Origin of the sequence: Streptomyces sp. NPDC091412 (genome assembly GCF_044756885.1) — a bacterium.
Lineage (GTDB): Bacteria > Actinomycetota > Actinomycetes > Streptomycetales > Streptomycetaceae > Streptomyces.
Window position 1 is genome coordinate 1 of the sequence record NZ_JBIVTV010000030.1, and the last position, 17824, is coordinate 17824.

Annotated in this window: 14 protein-coding genes; 5 read left to right on the forward strand and 9 right to left on the reverse strand. The window is 69.2% G+C overall.

From position 1 onward, the window contains the following. Nucleotides 1-292 precede the first annotated feature (292 nt). Nucleotides 293-1030, forward strand: a complete 738-nt coding sequence (locus tag ACIQMV_RS36645) for a TetR family transcriptional regulator (protein ID WP_402597403.1) — start codon at nucleotides 293-295, stop codon at nucleotides 1028-1030. Nucleotides 1031-1411: 381 nt separating this feature from the next. Further along, nucleotides 1412-2188, forward strand: coding sequence for an enoyl-CoA hydratase/isomerase family protein (locus ACIQMV_RS36650; RefSeq protein WP_402597404.1), 777 nt, complete (start codon nucleotides 1412-1414; stop codon nucleotides 2186-2188). 49 nt (nucleotides 2189-2237) lie between these two features. Here the strand turns inward: ACIQMV_RS36650 and ACIQMV_RS36655 are convergent, their stop codons facing one another. Beyond that, nucleotides 2238-2996: a FadR/GntR family transcriptional regulator gene (locus tag ACIQMV_RS36655; protein ID WP_402597405.1), complete on the reverse strand. Its 759-nt coding sequence runs from the start codon at nucleotides 2994-2996 to the stop codon at nucleotides 2238-2240. 167 nt (nucleotides 2997-3163) lie between these two features. Between ACIQMV_RS36655 and ACIQMV_RS36660 the strand changes: the two genes are divergently transcribed. From ACIQMV_RS36660 to ACIQMV_RS36670, 3 genes are all read left to right on the forward strand, one after another. Continuing rightward, a complete protein-coding gene (locus ACIQMV_RS36660; protein ID WP_402597406.1) occupies nucleotides 3164-4012 on the forward strand; it encodes an enoyl-CoA hydratase in 849 nt (282 codons plus the stop codon). Between the two features lie 304 nt (nucleotides 4013-4316). Next, complete coding sequence (gene icmF, locus ACIQMV_RS36665; RefSeq protein ID WP_402597407.1) at nucleotides 4317-7544, forward strand: fused isobutyryl-CoA mutase/GTPase IcmF; 3228 nt, start codon at nucleotides 4317-4319, stop codon at nucleotides 7542-7544. A 204-nt stretch (nucleotides 7545-7748) separates the two neighbouring features. Further along, entirely contained in the window at nucleotides 7749-8609 is an 861-nt protein-coding gene (locus ACIQMV_RS36670; RefSeq protein ID WP_402597408.1) for a 3-hydroxybutyryl-CoA dehydrogenase, read from the forward strand. 435 nt (nucleotides 8610-9044) lie between these two features. On the opposite strand, the gene ACIQMV_RS36675 is transcribed toward ACIQMV_RS36670, so the two are convergent. The 8 genes from ACIQMV_RS36675 to ACIQMV_RS36710 form a co-directional block, all read right to left on the reverse strand. Further along, nucleotides 9045-10232, reverse strand: coding sequence for a thiolase family protein (locus ACIQMV_RS36675; RefSeq protein WP_402597409.1), 1188 nt, complete (start codon nucleotides 10230-10232; stop codon nucleotides 9045-9047). Nucleotides 10233-10244: 12 nt separating this feature from the next. Continuing rightward, nucleotides 10245-11903, reverse strand: a complete 1659-nt coding sequence (locus tag ACIQMV_RS36680) for a 4Fe-4S binding protein (protein ID WP_402597410.1) — start codon at nucleotides 11901-11903, stop codon at nucleotides 10245-10247. 82 nt (nucleotides 11904-11985) lie between these two features. Next, complete coding sequence (locus ACIQMV_RS36685; protein WP_402597411.1) at nucleotides 11986-13473, reverse strand: class I adenylate-forming enzyme family protein; 1488 nt, start codon at nucleotides 13471-13473, stop codon at nucleotides 11986-11988. Between the two features lie 8 nt (nucleotides 13474-13481). After that, nucleotides 13482-13772 carry a hypothetical protein gene (locus ACIQMV_RS36690; protein WP_402597412.1) on the reverse strand — a complete coding sequence of 97 codons (291 nt, stop codon included), beginning with the start codon at nucleotides 13770-13772 and terminating at the stop codon, nucleotides 13482-13484. Nucleotides 13773-13836: 64 nt separating this feature from the next. Then, on the reverse strand, nucleotides 13837-14946 hold the full coding sequence (locus tag ACIQMV_RS36695; protein ID WP_402597413.1) for a phosphotransferase family protein: 1110 nt from the start codon (nucleotides 14944-14946) through the stop codon (nucleotides 13837-13839). A gap of 124 nt (nucleotides 14947-15070) precedes the next feature. After that, nucleotides 15071-15865: a FadR/GntR family transcriptional regulator gene (locus ACIQMV_RS36700; protein ID WP_402597414.1), complete on the reverse strand. Its 795-nt coding sequence runs from the start codon at nucleotides 15863-15865 to the stop codon at nucleotides 15071-15073. A 6-nt stretch (nucleotides 15866-15871) separates the two neighbouring features. Further along, nucleotides 15872-16816, reverse strand: coding sequence for an LLM class flavin-dependent oxidoreductase (locus ACIQMV_RS36705; protein ID WP_402597415.1), 945 nt, complete (start codon nucleotides 16814-16816; stop codon nucleotides 15872-15874). 1 nt (nucleotide 16817) lies between these two features. Continuing rightward, a complete protein-coding gene (locus tag ACIQMV_RS36710; protein WP_402597416.1) occupies nucleotides 16818-17777 on the reverse strand; it encodes an NAD(P)/FAD-dependent oxidoreductase in 960 nt (319 codons plus the stop codon). Between the last annotated feature and the right edge of the window lie 47 nt (nucleotides 17778-17824).

The window sequence follows — 17824 nt, forward strand, 5'->3', positions numbered from 1 at the left end:
GCGGCGGCGTACGGCGCGATCTTCGCCTCGGCCAGCGAACGGACGGCGTCACGGAGCATGTCGTGCTCCTCGGACGGGCGGTACAGGTCGAAGTCCTGACTCATGACAAGGACGTCCCAACTCTGCTCCGGCCGTGAAAACGGCCGGAGCGTACAGAAACGGCGATGACCTAGATGGAACTCAGTATCGAGATTATGCACACTGAGTGCCATTCTTTCCAGCCCTTCTCCGTGACCATACGCACCCGCGCTCGCCCACCGGGATCGACTCAGGCGGGTGTTATGTTCCCCCCATGGACGAGGCACAGGGGCATGACCGGAGAGTCGGCGGCAACTCCGTGAAGCGATCGAAGCGGGACGCCCTGATCGCGGCGGCGTTCCAACTGTTCCTCGAGCGCGGCTTCGAGCGGACCACGATCGACGACATCGTCCGGCTCGCCGACGTGGGCCGCAGCTCCTTCTTCCGTTACTTCCCGTCCAAGGAGGACGTGGTCTTCCCCGATCACGAGGGTTGTCTGGCCGAGATGACGACCTTCCTCCAGGACAGCAACGGCGATGAAGAGGAACCGGTGACCCGAGTCTGTGACGCCGCTCGCCTCGTCATGCGGATGTACACCACCAACCCCACCTTCGCCATCCAGCGATATCGCCTCACCAAGAACGTGCCGGCGCTCCGCAACCACGAGTTGTCCGTGGTGCGGCGATACGAGCGCACCCTCGCCGACTACCTCCGCCGACGCTTCGCGAGCCGATCCGACGGAACCCTGCGGGCGGATGTCATCGCCGCCTCCGTGGTGGCTGCCCACAACAACGCACTTCGTGCATGGCTCCGTTCCGGAGGCCAGGGAGACATCTCGGCACGCATGGACGCCGCTCTCGCGTTCGTGCAGAACTCCTGGGGCCAGGAAGGCCCGGCCCCGACTGCGGGCGACAGTGGAGAGAGCGACGACGTGGTCGTCCTGATCACCACGCGCAAGACGCCGCTGTGGCACGTGGTCCGCAAGATCGAATCCACTCTCCACGAGAGCTGACCACCACCCCGAGGAATGAAACTCAGTTCCTTTACACAGGGAACTCAGCACCATAGGATGCGCGCGGACCGCAACGAGTGCCCGGCGCGGGCGCGGTCCTTGCGGTGGGCAGCGTTGTCCGCTTCCTCGCCCGCCAGCAGGCGTCGTCCAGGCCATGTGCGTGCGGGACGACCAGTCCGATGTTGACGTGGGCGCCCTTACCGAGCACAGTCGCCCCCTGACGGTGATCGGCCCGCCAAGGACCTCGTCCGGCGTGACCTGGAGCCGGGCGTGGTGACCATGCGTGGCGGCGGCCATGCGTCGGCCGCGCTCTCCCCCACCTCTACCCTGCGGTACTGCCCCGCCCAGTCCGCACCCCCTCGACCAGGAAGGAGCACACAGATGACGCTGAACCACGACCGGACCGAGGACCTCGTCCGCTACGCATGCCAGGACGGTCTGGCCCTCATCACGCTGGCCCGGCCGGACCGGGCGAACGCGGTGGACCTGCCCACTGCTCGCGCCTTGGGCGCGGCGGTGGACCGGGCGGCCAACGATCCCGCCGTGCGGGCGGTGCTCATCTGTGGCGAGGGCCGGCGGTTCTGCGCCGGAGGGGATGTGGCGGCGATGGCAGTCGCGGCGGACCGATCGGGCTACCTGGAAGAGCTGGCCGACACTCTCGACCAGGCCCTGCAGCGTCTGGCCGCCCTGCCCACGCCCGTCGTTGCCGCGGTGCAGGGGTCCGTGGCGGGGGCCGGGCTGGCCCTGATGCTCAGCTGCGATGTGATCGTCTCAGCCGCCTCGACGAAGTTCCTCATGGCCTACGCGGGGGTCGGCCTGACCCCCGACTGCGGTACGTCTTACCTCCTGCCGCGGGCCATCGGTCAGGTCCGCGCCCTCGAGCTGGCTCTGACGGGCCGTACGCTCACTGCTGCCGAAGCACATCAGTGGGGGCTGGTCACCGAGGTGGTGGACGACGAGATGCTCCAGAAGCGGGCTCTTGAGCTCGGTCAACGGCTCGCGTCCGGACCGGCCTTCGCCCTCGGTCAGGCCAAGCGCTTGTTGCGCGCATGGCACATGCCGCGCGAGCAGATGGGGCGGGAGGAGGCCCGGGTGATAGGGGAGGCGGTCGTACGTGAGGAGGCCGTCGCGCTCCTCGCCTCCTTCACCGGCCGGTGAGGACAAGGAGCGCCGGCCCGGGCGAGCGAGCCCAACTGAAACGCGGAGGCTAGAGCCACTCCACGTCGTCTTCGAGCAGGTCGCCCAGATTGGCCCGGTGATGATTGGCTATGTTCGTCAGATGCGCGCGCATCATGGCCTCCGCCTTCTTGGGGTCGCCGTCGACGATGACCCGGGCCAGCTTGACATGGTCGTGCGCCAGCGTCTGATGGATGGTCCGCACATCCGCCACGGTGGCGAGGTGGTGGGCCACCAACTGCCCGTAGGCGCGGAAGGTCACCTGGAAGACCTTGTTTCCCGACAGCGCCGCGACGGCACCGTGGAACCCCTCGTGCCCGGACACGTAGATGTCAAGATCGTCGTGCGCGTCCTCCTCGACGTCGCCCGCGAGGTAGGGCGCCATCGTGGACTCACGCAGAGCCGCGTCCGGATTCGCGGCAGCCATGCGCGCGAGCGTCGGCTCCGCGAACAGCCACGCATCGAACAGCTCGCCGTAGGTCGCTCCCGCCAGATGGAAGTAGAGCGCCTCCAGCCGGCCCAGGTTGGCGGAGTCGACGGTTCCCACGAGCGGCCCGCCACCCGGCCCACGGCGGATGGTGATCATTCCCTGAACCTCGAGGAGTCTCAACCCCTCCCGCAACGACTCGCGGCTCACGCCGTACTGCTTCACCATCTCGGCCTCCGAGGGCAGGCCGTCTCCCGGCTGCAGCCCTTGCGCCCGGATCGCGCGCACGACATTGCGAGCAACGACCTCCGCGGCCTTGAGGGGCCTGAGGACCGACCCGCCTGTGGCGATCGGGATCGCCACCGAGCCACTCTTGCTCCTGCTACTCACCTGGCGCATCCTTCCGACTGGGACTCGCCCCAACCTCATACTGAAACCACTCGCAAGCACAAGTTCGGGTCGTTGACACCGAACCTTCCCGGCTATCTATTCCTCATGACGAATTAGCGATCTCGTGCTAACGTCCACGCATGGCAGACGCTACCCACCGCTCCGACCCGATCACTTACGAACAACGCGACTCCATAGCGCTGATCACCCTGAACAGGCCCGAGTACCGCAACGCCCAGAACTCCGCGATGACGTACGCCCTGGACGACGCGTTCAGCAGGGCGGTGAACGACGACTCGGTGCGAGCCATCGTCCTCCGCGGCGCCGGACAGCACTTCTGCGCCGGCCACGACATCGGCACACCGGGGCGCGATACCCACCAGTCATTCGACCGTCGCGCCATCATCCACTGGGACCACGTCGACCGCGAGGGCGTCGACGCGAGGTACGCCCGCGAGTCCGAAGTCTATCTCGGCATGTGCCGACGCTGGCGCGAGATTCCCAAGCCCGTCATCGCCATGGTTCACGGGGCGTGCATCGCCGGCGGGCTGATGCTCGCCTGGTCGTGCGACTTCATCGTCGCCTCCGACGACGCCTTCTTCTCCGATCCCGTGGTCCGGATGGGCATCCCCGGGGTGGAGTACTTCGCCCACCCGTGGATGATGAACCCCCGGGCAGCCAAGGAGTTCCTCTTCACCGGCGATCGTTTCTCCGCCGCGCGGGCGCATGAGCTCGGCATGGTGAACCACGTTGTGCCGCGCGAGCAGCTCGAGGGCACGGTACTCGCCATCGCCGAGCGGATGGCGCAGATGCCGGCCTTCGGCCTGGCCCTGGCCAAAAAGGCAGTCAACCAGGCCGAGGACCTCCAGGGCATGCGCGTCGGCATGGACTCCGTCTTCGGTCTGCACCACATGGCGCACGCCCACAACGCCGAGGTCGGCGCCGACGCGCTCGGCGGGTTCGATGCCCGGGCCATGAAGGCCCGCTGAACGGACCGCTGCCGCGCCAGGTCCGACCAGCGCCGTGAAGCTACTCGACGAGGTGCGTCTGCACGGTCCCGGTCATCAGGAACTCCCTTGCGGCGGACGGCTATCACCAGGTCCCAGCCGCCCTCCGGCCCGTGACGACCTCACGGACCACCAACCACCCACTCCAGCGGGATCCCTCGAAACAGCCGGAGTAGCCAGCCACCGCTCTGTGCTTGCAGTCACACCACCATCACCTGCTGCAATTTACTTGGACGTCCTAGTATCCCCCCAGCCCGCACTCCCCCGTCCTGTCCGGAAGGCCTCCATGAACGATCTGCACCGTCCTGTGCATCCCGTCCGCCTGGTCACCGCTTCGGCCCTGTTCGACGGGCACGACGCGTCGATCAACATCATGCGGCGGATCTTCCAGTCCCAAGGCGCCGAGGTGATCCACCTTGGACACAACCGGTCAGTGCGGGAAGTCGTGGACGCGGCACTCGAGGAGGACGTACACGGCGTGGCGGTCTCGTCCTACCAGGGCGGGCACGTCGAGTACTTCGAGTACCTGGTCGAGTCGCTGCGCGAGCGAGGGGCGAAGCACATCCGCGTGGTGGGCGGTGGCGGCGGCGTGATCGTGCCCGAGGAGATCGCCCGACTCCGCAAGAGCGGTGTGACCATCTTCTCCCCCGAGGACGGCCAGCGGATGGGCCTCGCCGGGATGGTCAACTCGGTGATCCGGGATTGCGACTTCGACCTCTGGGACGGCAGGTCGACCGACGCCGCCGCCGTGCTCGCCGGCGACCGGTTCGCGGTCGCTCGTGCCATCACAGGCGCGGAGCTCGGCAAGCTGCCCACGGATCTCCTGGAGCGGCTGCGCGCCGCTGCGGCGGAGAGGGTCACGCCCGTTCTCGGTATCACCGGAACCGGCGGCTCGGGGAAATCGTCACTGACGGACGAGTTGGTGCGCCGGTTCCGTGTCGACCAGAAGGACAGGCTGCGGATCGCGGTGATCGCTGTCGACCCGACCCGCCGCCGCGGCGGCGGCGCACTGCTCGGTGACCGGATCCGGATGAACTCGCTTGACGGGGACCGGGTCTTCTTCCGCAGTCTCGCCACCCGCGGCAGTCACGAGCTGCCCGAGCACCTGGCCGATGTGATCGACGTGGTCAAGGCCGCCGGGTTCGACCTGGTGATCGTGGAGACGCCGGGCATAGGCCAGGGCGACGCGGCGATCGTGCCGTTCGTCGACATCCCGATGTACGTGATGACGCCGGAGTTCGGCGCCGCCTCGCAGCTGGAAAAGATCGACATGCTGGACTTCGCCGACGTCGTCGCGATCAACAAGTTCGAGCGGCGCGGTGCCAAGGACGCCCTGCGCGACGTGGCCCGCCAACTGGTCCGCAACCGCCAGGCGTTCGACAAGAGGCCCGAGGACATGCCGGTATTCGGTACCGCGGCGGCCACGTTCAACGACGACGGTGTCACCGCGCTCTACCAGCACCTGAAGACCGCCCTGGGCGAGAAGGGGCTCCCGCTGTCCGAGGGCACGCTGCCCACGGTCGACGTACGCCACTCCTCCGGCATCCGGCAGGTGGTGCCCGCGGACCGGGTGCGCTACCTCGCCGAGATCACCGAATCGGTCCGCGCCTACCACGCCGAGACCGAACGAGTCGCCGAGGCGGCCCGGCGGGTGCAGCGCCTGGACATCGTTCAGGGCGAGCTCGCCCTGAACGGGTCCGACGCCGGCAACGTGGCCGCGCTGCTGGAAGAGGCACGCAAGCAGCTCCCCCACCAGGTCGCGGAGCAGATCGCGAACTGGCCCGCCGTCGTTGAGTCCTACTCCGGCGACGAGCAGATCGTGAAGGTCAGGGACAAGGAGATCCGCACCAAGCTGACCCGCGAGTCCCTGTCGGGCAACAAGGTCCCCCGCGTGGCGCTGCCCGCGTTCACCGACCACGGAGAGCTGGTGAGGTTCTGGCGCCGGGAGAACCTGCCCGGCTACTTCCCGTTCACCGCCGGGGTGTTCCCGTTCAAGCGCGATGGCGAGGACCCGGCCCGGATGTTCGCAGGCGAAGGCGATCCCTTCCGCACCAACCGGCGGTTCAAGCTGCTCTCCGAGGACCAGCCGGCCACTCGGTTGTCCACCGCCTTCGACTCGGTCACCCTGTACGGCCGTGACCCCGACGAGCGTCCCGACATCTACGGCAAGGTCGGCACCTCCGGCGTCTCCGTCGCGACGCTGGAGGACATGAAGGCGCTCTACGACGGCTTCGACCTGGTCGCGCCCACCACCTCGGTGTCGATGACGATCAATGGTCCGGCGCCCACGGTTCTGGCCTTCTTCCTCAACACCGTCATCGACCAGCAGGTCGAGAAGTTCCGCGCTGCCGAGGGCCGCGATCCCTCGCCCTCGGAGTCGGCCGAGCTGCGCGCGCACGCGTTGGCGAACGTGCGCGGCACGGTGCAGGCCGACATCCTGAAAGAGGACCAGGGTCAGAACACCTGCCTGTTCTCCACTGAGTTCTCCCTGCGGATGATGGCCGACATCCAGGAGTGGTTCATCCGTCAGCACGTCCGCAACTTCTACTCCGTCTCGATCTCCGGCTACCACATCGCCGAGGCCGGCGCGAACCCGATCAGCCAGCTCGCGTTCACCCTCGCCAACGGGTTCACCTACGTCGAGGCCTACCTGGCGCGCGGCATGCACATCGACGACTTCGCGCCGAACCTGTCGTTCTTCTTCTCCAACGGCATGGACCCCGAGTACTCCGTGCTCGGCCGGGTCGCCCGCCGGATCTGGGCCATCGCAATGAAGGAGAAGTACGGCGCCAACGAGCGTTCCCAGAAGCTCAAGTACCACGTCCAGACCTCCGGACGCTCCCTTCACGCCCAGGAGATGGACTTCAACGACATCCGCACCACTCTGCAGGCGCTGATCGCCATCTACGACAACGCCAACTCGCTGCACACCAACGCCTACGACGAGGCCGTCACCACTCCGTCCGCGGAGTCCGTACGCCGCGCGCTGGCAATTCAGCTCATCATCAACCGCGAGTGGGGCCTGGCAGTGAACGAGAACCCGCTGCAGGGCTCGTTCATCATCGACCAGCTCACGGACCTGGTCGAAGAAACGGTGCTCGCCGAGTTCGACCGGATCAACGAACGCGGCGGCGTACTCGGCGCCATGGAGACCGGCTACCAGCGCGGCCGCATTCAGGACGAGTCGATGCTCTACGAGCAGCGCAAGCACGACGGCACGCTGCCCATTATCGGGGTGAACACCTTCCGTCGGCCCGGCGGCGACGCCGAGCAGCAGGAGCTCGAGCTCGCCCGCGCCACCGATGAGGAGAAGGAGTCCCAGCTCAAGCGGGTCCACGAGTTCCAGATCACGCACCACGAGGAGGCCGCGAAGGCGATCGCCCGGCTCAAGAAGGCCGCGATCGACGGTGACAACGCCTTCGAGGTCCTCATGGATGCCGCCCGTGTCTGCTCGCTGCAGCAGGTCACCGAGGCGTTCTTCGAGGTCGGTGGCCAATACCGGCGCAATGTCTGACAACGCCGGGCCTCGGCCTTGACGTGCTCAAGTCGGAAGGCAGCCGCTCCGGCGTCCGCCTTCCGCGCCACCCGTACTCGGTCCCCCGCGTCAATCCCCTTCAACCGGCCGTCGAAGGCCGCTGCCGAGGGCCCGTACCGCCGCAACCCCTGTGCCTGACCCGGCCGGAAGCAAGACCGCGCTACTCATCAGATAGGACCTCAGATGGATCTCGTCACCCGTCTCGGCGTCATCGGCTGCGGCCTGATGGGCTCCGGCATCGCCGAAGTCGCCGCCCGCAACGGCCTCGACGTCCGCGTCGCCGAGTCCACCCATGACGCTGTCGAGGCAGGCCGCCGTCGTATCACCGCCTCCCTCGACAGCGGCGTACGGCATGGCAAGCTCAGCGAGGAACAGCGCGACCAGGCCCTCGCCAGGCTTTCGTTCACCCACGACCTCGGCGACATGGCCGACCGCCAGTTCGTCATCGAGGCCGTGGCCGAAAACCGCGACATCAAGACCGACGTCATCCGGGCCCTGGACAAGGCAGTCCAAGACCCCGCAGCGATCCTCGCCACCAACACCTCCTCGATCCCCATCGTCGACCTCGCCGTCGCCACCGAGCGCCCCGGGCAGGTCATCGGCATGCACTTCTTCAACCCGGTGCCCGTGCAGCAGCTGGTCGAGCTCATCCCGGCCCTCACCACCAGCCAGGAGACCGTGCAACGCACCCGCGACCTCGCCCGGCACATGGGCAAGCGGGCCATCCAGGCACCCGACCGCTCCGGCTTCGTGGTCAACGCACTGCTCGTGCCCTACCTGCTCAGCGCCGTACGGATGCTGGAGTCGGGCGCCGCACGCCCGGACGACATCGACCGCGGCATGGAACTCGGCTGCGCCCACCCCATGGGGCCGCTGCGCCTGCTCGATCTCATCGGTCTCGACACCGCCCAAGCGGTGGCCGAGTCGATGTACGAAGAGTTCAAGGAACCGCTGTACGCACCGCCCGCCCTCCTGCGCCGCATGGTCGCCGCAGGCCACCTCGGCCGCAAGAATGGCCGTGGCTTCTACGCCTACGACGTCTGAGGCCGACCCACCGATCAGGAGACCCGCACCGTCCAGCAGGGACGGACCGCAGCCGCCCGGACCGGCGGACGGCCCCGTGGCGGCGACACCACGGCGGTCGCGGTCCCGAAGTAACCGCTCACGCAGCGAGGCCCGGCATGCCCAGGGGCAGGCCGGGCCTCGCTCCTGCCGGCGCGCTGCCTCCTGGACCAGACTCTCGGGGTGTGGGACTGCGGAGGAGGAGAACACACACCCGCCGGCCCAGTCGGTCAGCCACCCCTGGCTGACCGACTGGGCCGGCGGGTTCATCCTGGACATCGTCGCCCACCGGTTCGAAGGTGCCCGTGGCACCGCCGATGTGGCCGGCCCCTCCAGCGCGCGGCATCGCGACTCCACGGGGCGGGCGCCCCCACCGCGCCCCTGGCGGCGGGGCGCCGAACGCCTCGCCGCCTCGCCTCAGTCGAGGCGGCGGAAGAGGGCGGCGAGGGCCTGGCCGCCGCCGATGCACATCGTGACGATGCCGAACTCACCGCCGGTGCGGCGCAGGTGCTTCACCACCCGTAGCGACAGGATCGCGCCGGTCGCACCGACCGGGTGACCCAGCGCGATCGCGCCGCCATACGGGTTCGTGCGCTCCGGATCCAGGCCCGCGTCCCGCGCCACGGCGACGGCCTGCGACGCGAAGGCCTCGTTCAGCTCGACGATGTCGATGTCGGCCGGCGTGAGACCTGTCTTCTCGAACAGACAGCGCAGCGCGAACGTGGGCGCATACCCCATCAGACCCGGCTCCATCGCCGCCGTCGCGACCTGCTCCAGCGCCACCAGGCCGGTCGCACCACGATCGCGCGCCACGGACTCCCTGGCCAGCACGACCGCGGCGGCACCGTCGTTGATGCCCGAGGCGTTGCCCGCTGTCACCGTGCCGCCCTCGGTGAAGGCCGGCCGCAGGCCGGCCAGACCCTCCAGCGTCGTCTCGGGCCTGGGGTGCTCGTCCGTGTCGACCACAGTCACCCCACGACGGCCGCGCACCTCGAAGGCGACGATCTCTTCCTCGAACGCCGCCTTCGCGGCGTCCGACGCCGCACGCTGCTGTGACCGCAGCGCGAACGCGTCCTGCTCCTCGCGCGAGACACCGTACTTGTCGGCGACCGCCTCGGCGGTCACACCCATGTGCACGCCGCCGAACGGGTCGGTCAGTATCGCCACGGTCCCATCGACCAGCGGCCGGTTGCCCAGCTTGTAGCCCGACCGGGCGCCGAAATCGTAGAACGGCATCCGCGTCATCGACTCGTCGCCGCCCGCGACAGTGAACTCCAGGCCGTTCCAGACCATCTCCTGCGCCGCCGACCAGATCGCCTGCAGCCCGCTGCCGCACAACCTGTTCACCGTGAACGCCGGCACCGACTTCGGCAGGCCGGCTTCGATCGCCACCCTCCGCGCGTTGTAGGCGTCCGGGCCGACTTGGCCGATGCAGCCCATCACGACCTCGGCGGGGTCGTCGACGGTCACACCCGAGCGCTTGATCGCCTCGGTGACCGCCGCCGCACCGAGCTCGTGCGCCGGCACGTCCTTGAACTGTCCGCCGAAGCTGCCGATCGGGGTCCGCGCCCCGTCGATCACGACGATGCGTTCGTCCACATCCATCTCCTGGTTCGTTCAGTCGGTCGAAAGCGCTGCCGCGATCACGGCCAGTTGGGCGTCCCTGTCCACCACCTTGACGCGCGGGCGGCCCGCAGCTCGGCCATTCGTCCTCTCTTGGGCGTCCAGGGACTTCCACGCCTCCAGGTCGGTGACGCGCGGCAGGATCGATGCGACGTCGGTGGAATCGGCCGGCCCGCCGAGTCGTCCCGCTTCCCAGTCCTCGAGCAGGACGTCGACCGTCTCACGCGCACATCGTCTGTTGGTTCCGATGACGCCCGAGGGCCCGCGCTTGACCCATCCCGTGACGAAGGCGCCCGGGACCGTCGTGCCCGTGGACGGGTCGACGACCCGCCCGCGCTCGTTCGGTACGACCGCCCGCTGCTCGTCGAAGGGCAGGTCCTTGATCGGCAGCGCCCGGTAGCCCACGGAGCGGATGACCAAGCCGGCGGACACGTCCTCCGTCCCGTCGGTCACCGAGGTCGACCCGGTCTCAGGATCGATCTGCGTCCGCGCGAACCGAACCGCCTCGACCCGCTCGTCGCCGACGACGGCGATCGGGGTCTTGCAATAGTCCAGGACGACCACCGGCCGGTCGCCGTCCGGTACCTCGGTCGGTAGCCCTTCGATGAGCTCGCGCTTGTACCGGTCGAGTGGCGTCCCGCCGGCGCCGAGCGCCCCGAGGTCGGCCGACCGGATCAGCCGCGGTCCCAACGCCTCCTTGAGACCGATCAGCTCGGGGGTCGTGAAGGCCGAGGCGTCCGCGCCCCGCCTGGCGACCACGCGGATTTCCTTGATCGACGACGCTCTCAGCGCCTCGAGAGCGTGCTCCGCGATATCGGTCGCGACGAGCGCCTCCGGATCCTTCGCGAGCACCCTGGCGACGTCGAGCGCGACGTTCCCGTTGCCGACGATCACCGCCCGCTCGACGGCGATATCGAACTCGGAGGCCGCGTGGTCGGGATGTCCGTTGTACCAACCGACGAAGTCCGTCGCGGCGTGGCTCCCCGGCAGGTCCTCGCCCTCGACTTCCAGCCGACGGTCGCGGGACGCACCCACCCCGTAGACGACGGCGTGGTAGCGCTCGGCGAGCTGCTCGTGCGTCACGTCCTCACCGACCGTGACGTCGAGGAACACCCGCACGTTCCTGCTTCGCAGCGCCCTGCCGAACGGCTCGGCCGCGTTCTTCGTCGACAGGTGGTCTGGCGCCACGCCGAACCGGACGAGCCCCCAAGGCGTGAGCAGCCGCTCGAAGACGTCGATCGTGATGTCGACGCCGCGTTGCGACAGCAGGTGCTGGACGGCGTAGCTCGCCGCGGGCCCGGTGCCGACGACGGCCACTTTCAAGGGGCCGGCCGGCGCGCCCTTCCAGGTTCGTGGCGCGGGCTCTTTGTACGGCGCAGGGTCGTAGTCCCGATGGGCGGGATCCCGGTAGTACGCCGCATTCAGCTCGAGGAACGGCATCGACTCCGCGGGAAGGTCGTAGTCGGGCTCGATCGCATTGACCGGACAGGCGTCGAGACAGGCCCCGCAGTCGATGCAGCCGTCCGGATCGATGTAGAGCATCTCGGTCGTGCTGTACCCCGGCTCCTCGGGAGTCGGGTGGATGCAGTTGACCGGGCACACAGGCACGCAGGACGCATCGTTGCAGCAGTTCTGGGTGATGACGTAGGTCATGGCGTCCTCAACTCCTCATGATCATTCGTGACCGGATCCCCGTTCCCGGCCCCGCTCCACGCGCCCACCTTCGGAAAGCCGGTCACGGGGACGGAGCCAGGGCTGCGACCCTCTCGACCCTCAGCACTCGGCGCAGCAGCTTGCCCGTCTCGTTGTAGGGCAGCTCCTCGCGCACGTGGAAGCTCTGCGGGACCCGGGTCGACCGCAGCCCTTCTCGCACCCATTGGCGCAGGTCCTCCTCGACGACGGCAGCACCAGCGGCCGGCACGACGAAGGCCTCGATCCGCTCCCCCCACTCCGTGTCGGGGACGCCGATCACCGCGACGTCCTTGATCGAGGTGTGCGACCGGAGTCGCTCCTCGATCTCATCGGGGGCGATGTTCTCGCCGCCGCGGACGATCACGTCGTCGGCGCGGCCGTGGAGAAAGAGGAAGCCGTCCGCGTCGAGATGGCCGTGGTCGCGGGTCGGGTACCAGCCGTCGTCGCCGACCGCCGAGTGCGAGAGGTACTCGCCCGAGACCTGGTCGCCCCGGACCCAGATCTCACCGGTCTCGTGGGGACCGAGCACCCGGCCGTCCTCCTCGCGGATCTCGATCTCGACGGTGGGCAGGGCCCGGCCGACCGAACCCAGGCGAGCGCGAACCGACGGATCGTCGCTCGCCGCGGCCTCGCGGTGATCGTCCGGGCTCAGCAACGTGATGGTCGAGCTCGTCTCGGTCAGACCGTAGGCGTTCACCAGGTCCAGCGACGGAAGCAGGCTCATGGCCCGCTCGATGACCTCGACGGGCATGCGACCACCGCCGTACGACAGGTGACGCAGTGCCGGCAGACCCTGGCCATCGCACTCGACCTCGTCGAGGATCCGGTTCAGCATCGTGGGGACGACCATGGCCTGTGTCACCTTGTGGCGGCGCGCGGCCTCCACCCAGGCGGCCGGATCGAACGCGGGCATGAGGACGATCCGGCGGCCGGCGTAGACCGAGGTGAGGAGCGAGCTCACCGCTGCGATGTGGTACGGCGGAACGGACACGAGGATCGCCTCGTCCTCAGATGCGTTGAGGAACTCGACGGTCGTGACGACGTACGGCACCAAGTGCCGGTTCCGCAGGACGGCCGCCTTCGGCGTCCCGCTGGTGCCGCTGGTGAACAGCAGCACGGCGGGGAACTCGCCGTCGGTGTCCTCGGGTTCGGTCGACGCCCCACCGCCGGTGAGGTGGAGCGGCTCGACGCCGGGCAGGCCCCGCACCCGCGGGGCGGACCGCTCGTCGGTGACCACCGCGACAGGCGCGATGCGCTGCAGCGCCTCCGCCAGTTGCTCATCGGTCCATCGATAGTTCACCGGGACGTAGGAGACCCCTGCCATCGCGCAACCGAAGAACAGCGCGATCGTCTCCGGCGAGTTCTCACCGAGGTAGGCGACCGACGTGACGTCCCGCTCCCGGATGGCAGCGGCATGCGCGCGGGCGCGGTCGGCCAGCTCGTTGTAGTTCCAGCACAGGTCACCCGACACGACGGCCGCGCGGTCGCCGGCTGCCTGCGAGACCATCTCGAGGATCATTGTCACGTTCATCTGCGGCCTCAGTCCGAGGAGGGCAGCTTCTTGGCAGCGAGCTCGGTCAGCGCCTCACCGTCGACGCTCAGGCTTCCGGCGCCGGGCTTCACGCAGAGGACCTGGAGTCCGGAGCTCTCCTGCGTGTAGCGCTTCCCCAGAAGGGTGCCGCGATCGTGCCCGGTGGCGGGTTCGCCCCGGACGTCGTTCCGGGTGGCCACCATGGCGACGCCCCCGCACTCCAGCACGACGTCCGCGCCCTTGATGACCACCACCTCCGTCTCGCACACGGCGCTGATCACTCGGGTCCCTGTCTTCATCGTCCTGCTCCTCGTTCGTCTTTCGGGAGGGAGTTCTCGTGTTCGCATCGGGCTCGTCGGTCACTCACACCGCACCGCCCAGCAGGGCCAGTGCCCGGCGCGCGAGGGGCCCGACCATTTCTCCTCGCTGTGCCATCCGCGGATCCGGGCTCTCGCCACGCACGTGGCGTGCGTAGAGCTGCTGGAGGATGACCACGGTCCGCCAGCACCCGAACGCCTCGTACCAGCTGATGTCCGACAGGTCGTACGAGCTGGTGCCGGCGTACCTTTCGATCACCTCGCCACGGCTGGGCAGGTCAAGCTCGCGGGTCGCGGACGCGGCGACGAAGGCACCCACGTCTCCCGCGGGGAGCGTGTGGTCGGGCCAGTAGTTGAGCAGGGTCCCGAAGTCCGCCAGCGTGTCGCCGAGGGTGGCCATGTCCCAGTCGAAGACCGACGCGACCCTGTCGGGGTCGCCTGCCGCGAACTGGCAGTTGTCGATCTTGAAGTCGTTGTGGACGATCCCTGCGGCCTGGCTCCTGGGCATGGTGCGGGCCAGTCGATCCCCGACCTCGTCGACCAGCGCCTTCGTCGAGGCCGCGTCCGGGAGGTTCGACTGCTCGGCAACCGCGTGCCAGCGCTTGATCCAGCCGACGACCTGGCGTTCGAGGAACCCGTCGGGCCGCCCGAGGTCCTGGAGTCCGCAGGAGGCGGGATCGACCTCGTGCAGCTCGGCCAGGGCATCGATCACCGCAAGGCCAATGCGACGGGTCGCGTCGGCGTCGGTGCTGACCTCGGAAGGCACCCGCTCCCAGACCACGTATCCCGAGCGGTACTCCGAGACGAAGAAGTCGGCCCCGATCACCGCGGGGTCCGAACAGTGGAGGAACGCCCGGGGCGCGCGGTCGTACGCCTCGTGCAGACGCGACAGCACCCGGTGCTCGCGTCCCATGTCGTGAGCCCCGGCGGCCACGGTGCCGAGCGGCGGGCGCCGCACGACGAGGTGCCGGTCGCCGAAGGACACCCGGTACGTCAGGTTCGCCGAGCCCCGCGGGAACTGCATCACCGTCATGTCGCCCTCCAGGCCCGGCAGATGCTCGACCAGCCAGGAACGAAGCGCCGGCTCGTCGAGCTCATCGCCGGGCCGGATGGCGGCGACGTCGTGCGACGGGGCCGGCTCGTGGACGGTGGCCATGGACGGAGTCCCTCCTGCGATGGCGCATGAACGTCACCACAAGCTAATTCATCATGATGAATAGGTCAAGGTGCATCATGGTGCGGCTCACGGCCCCTGCAGCCGCCGGGCGTGCGTCAAGGAGTCACAGCCACTCGACGTCGCCGTCGAGGAGATCGCCCAGCTGCTCCTTGTGCAGGTGCAGGACATTGGCGAGGTGCGACTCCATCAAGGACTCAGCGGTCGGCGCGTCACCGTCCAGCACCGCCTGGGCCAGCTTGAGGTGGTCATCGACGAGCGTGTCATGGATCGTCCGAACGTCGCCGACGGTCGCGAAGTGGTGCGCAACCAGCTGGCCATACGCCCGGAACGTCACCTGGATGACCCTGTTGCCGGCAAGGGCCGCCAACGCGCCATGGAAGCCCTCATGCCCAGACATGTACACGTCCAGATCGTCGTGCGCGACGTCGTCGACGTCACCGGAAAGGTACGGAGTCATCGCCGCCTCCCGTGCCGCCACTTCAGGGTTGGCGGCGGCCAAACGCGCCAGGGTCGACTCGGCGTAGACCCACGCATCGAACAGCTCTTCGTAGGAGGCGCCCGCCAGATGGAAGTACAGCGCCTGCAGCCGGCCCAGGTTCGCCGAGTCGACCGTGCCGACCAGTGGGCCTCCGCCAGGCCCGCGCCGGATCGAGATCATGCCTTGGACCTCGAGAAGCCGAAGTCCCTCACGAAGGGACTCCCGGCCCACGCCGTACAACTTCAGCATCTCCGCCTCGGAGGGAAGGCTGTCTCCCGTGCGCAGTCCGTGCGACCGGACCGTGCGCACCACGTTGCGGGCGACAACTTCGGCCGCTTTGAGCGGACGGAGAACCGATCCACCGGCTGCGATAGGTATTCCGGCACGCCTACCGTTTCCGGACGTCACCTTGCTCCTCATGACCACTCACCCTTCGGAGTTCGCTTGCACCTTGTCGCTCGTGCCTCCGCCGGGACCACTGGCGCGACGAGGGCACTCCCGTAAGAATTCATACCGATAAATTGATGCCACACCCACATGCCGACGCTCCCGTGCACAACGCATGTGCGAGAGCGCCTCCGTGAGGGTGTGTCGGCGCTCATTGACGGCTCCGGCGCCCCGGAGCTGGTAGGCCCACACGATCGCCTCGTCGAACCCCTTGGTCGCGAACTCCGCCACCTGGCCGTGATCCAGGGCGTCGGCTCGCAGGATGTACATGAACGGGCCGGTCCAGCCCGGAACTTGGCGGATCTCCCTGATGGCCGCCCGGCCTCGCGCCGCCTCCGCGACACCCACCCTGACAGGGGCGAACACCCATCGGTCCGGCCGATCGCTGAAGGGGCCGCCGGCGAAAACCCGGCGGAGCACGGCGATCTCGTCGTCGAGGTCGCGGCCACGAGTGGCGAACGGCGCACCGAGCGCCGCGAACTCCCCCTGCGGCCGGCCCGCGCCGGCCCCCGGTCGTAAGCGCCCGCCCGAGACCTCATGCAGCGTCGCGACGGCCCGTGCGCCCAGATGTGGGCGCCGGAGCACGGCGAAGGGCACAGCCGTCGCCGGCCCGGTCGTGCCAGCCGCCCCGGCGACGGCGGCCAGGGCGGCCAACGGGTCGGCCAGAGGCGTCCGCTCGTCGAGGACGGCCGTACCCGGACTGTGCGAGCGCCGCGGTCCACCCGGGTTCGGGGGCGCGGATCCGCGGCCGACGGGATGCACCACCCGGTCACCGGCCCGGCGCGCGCCGCATCCGGCGAACTCGCCGTCCCGGGCCGGTTCGACGAGTGCCCCACGCGGGATGGCCCACGCGCTCGGGCTCAGCCGGGCACCCCTCGTGCCGCCCCGCCACTGGCGGAGCGATGGAGCCGGGGGACGGGTCATGTCAGAACGACTCCGTCAGCGATCCGACCCGGCTCAGGTCGACGATCCTGCGCTCGGCGATCGCGACCCGGGCCTGCACCATCGAACGCGGGAATCCCGCCGAGAGATGTGCGGAGAGCCGCCCTTCGGCGTCGACCCAGGCGGCGCCCCACCGCTCCGGGTCGTCGTGCTCCCTCAGGAACACGCGATCGCCGGGGCGATGCTGACCCACGTACTGCAGCTTTCTGCCGAACTGGTCCGACCAGAAGTAGGGGACGTCGTCGGCAGACTTCGGTGTGCCCACGATCGCGCCGACCGCGGCCAGCGCACCGTTCACCGCCTCGTCCCAATGCCCGAAGTGGACCCGCTGACCGAGCAGGTCGCTCCACCGCGCGGCCACGTCTCCCACTGCGAACACGTGGGGGTCACTGGTCCGACGGTCCGCGTCGACGGCAACTCCCCCCGCCTCGACAGCGAGACCGGCGCGGACCAGCCAGTCGGTGTCGGCGCGCACGCCCACACCCGTCACCACGACGTCCGCAGGGATGAGCTCGCCGTCGGCGAGCACCACCCCTTCTGCCGAGACCTCGCGAACCCTGGTCGACGTGCGCAGGTCCACGTCCTGCCACCATGGCAGGAGCCGACGCCCGACCTCCGGGCCCAGCGGCCCCTCGAGCGGCGCCGCGCCGAGCTCGACGCACGTCACCCGGCATCCGCGCGTCAGCGCGGCGGTGCTGACCTCGGCACCGATCCAGCCCGCGCCGATGACGACGAGCCGGGCGCCGGGCACCAAGGACTCGCGGAGGCGCTCGGCGTCCTCACGGGTGCGCAGGGTCACCTGCGGCCCGTCGCCGGGCAGGGTGACCGGGCTCGCCCCGGTGGCGATCACCAGGAAGTCGTAGTCGTGGGGGGGCCCGGGGGGGGGGGCCCCCCCCCGGGGCCGGGCCCGCCCCGGGGGGGGGGCGCCCCCGGGGCCCCGCACCCCCCCCCCCCCCCCGCCCCCCCCCCCCCCGCCGGGGCCGGCGCCGG

What these genes read in the sequence shown, in the direction of transcription:
- ACIQMV_RS36645 (WP_402597403.1), top strand. Translation starts at nt 293, where the DNA reads ATGGACGAGGCACAGGGGCATGACCGGAGAGTCGGCGGCAACTCCGTG.
- ACIQMV_RS36650 (WP_402597404.1), top strand. Translation starts at nt 1,412, where the DNA reads ATGACGCTGAACCACGACCGGACCGAGGACCTCGTCCGCTACGCATGC.
- ACIQMV_RS36660 (WP_402597406.1), top strand. Translation starts at nt 3,164, where the DNA reads ATGGCAGACGCTACCCACCGCTCCGACCCGATCACTTACGAACAACGC.
- icmF (WP_402597407.1), top strand. Translation starts at nt 4,317, where the DNA reads ATGAACGATCTGCACCGTCCTGTGCATCCCGTCCGCCTGGTCACCGCT.
- ACIQMV_RS36670 (WP_402597408.1), top strand. Translation starts at nt 7,749, where the DNA reads ATGGATCTCGTCACCCGTCTCGGCGTCATCGGCTGCGGCCTGATGGGC.
- ACIQMV_RS36675 (WP_402597409.1), bottom strand. Translation starts at nt 10,232, where the DNA reads ATGGATGTGGACGAACGCATCGTCGTGATCGACGGGGCGCGGACCCCG.
- ACIQMV_RS36680 (WP_402597410.1), bottom strand. Translation starts at nt 11,903, where the DNA reads ATGACCTACGTCATCACCCAGAACTGCTGCAACGATGCGTCCTGCGTG.
- ACIQMV_RS36685 (WP_402597411.1), bottom strand. Translation starts at nt 13,473, where the DNA reads ATGAACGTGACAATGATCCTCGAGATGGTCTCGCAGGCAGCCGGCGAC.
- ACIQMV_RS36690 (WP_402597412.1), bottom strand. Translation starts at nt 13,772, where the DNA reads ATGAAGACAGGGACCCGAGTGATCAGCGCCGTGTGCGAGACGGAGGTG.
- ACIQMV_RS36695 (WP_402597413.1), bottom strand. Translation starts at nt 14,946, where the DNA reads ATGGCCACCGTCCACGAGCCGGCCCCGTCGCACGACGTCGCCGCCATC.
- ACIQMV_RS36700 (WP_402597414.1), bottom strand. Translation starts at nt 15,865, where the DNA reads ATGAGGAGCAAGGTGACGTCCGGAAACGGTAGGCGTGCCGGAATACCT.
- ACIQMV_RS36705 (WP_402597415.1), bottom strand. Translation starts at nt 16,816, where the DNA reads ATGACCCGTCCCCCGGCTCCATCGCTCCGCCAGTGGCGGGGCGGCACG.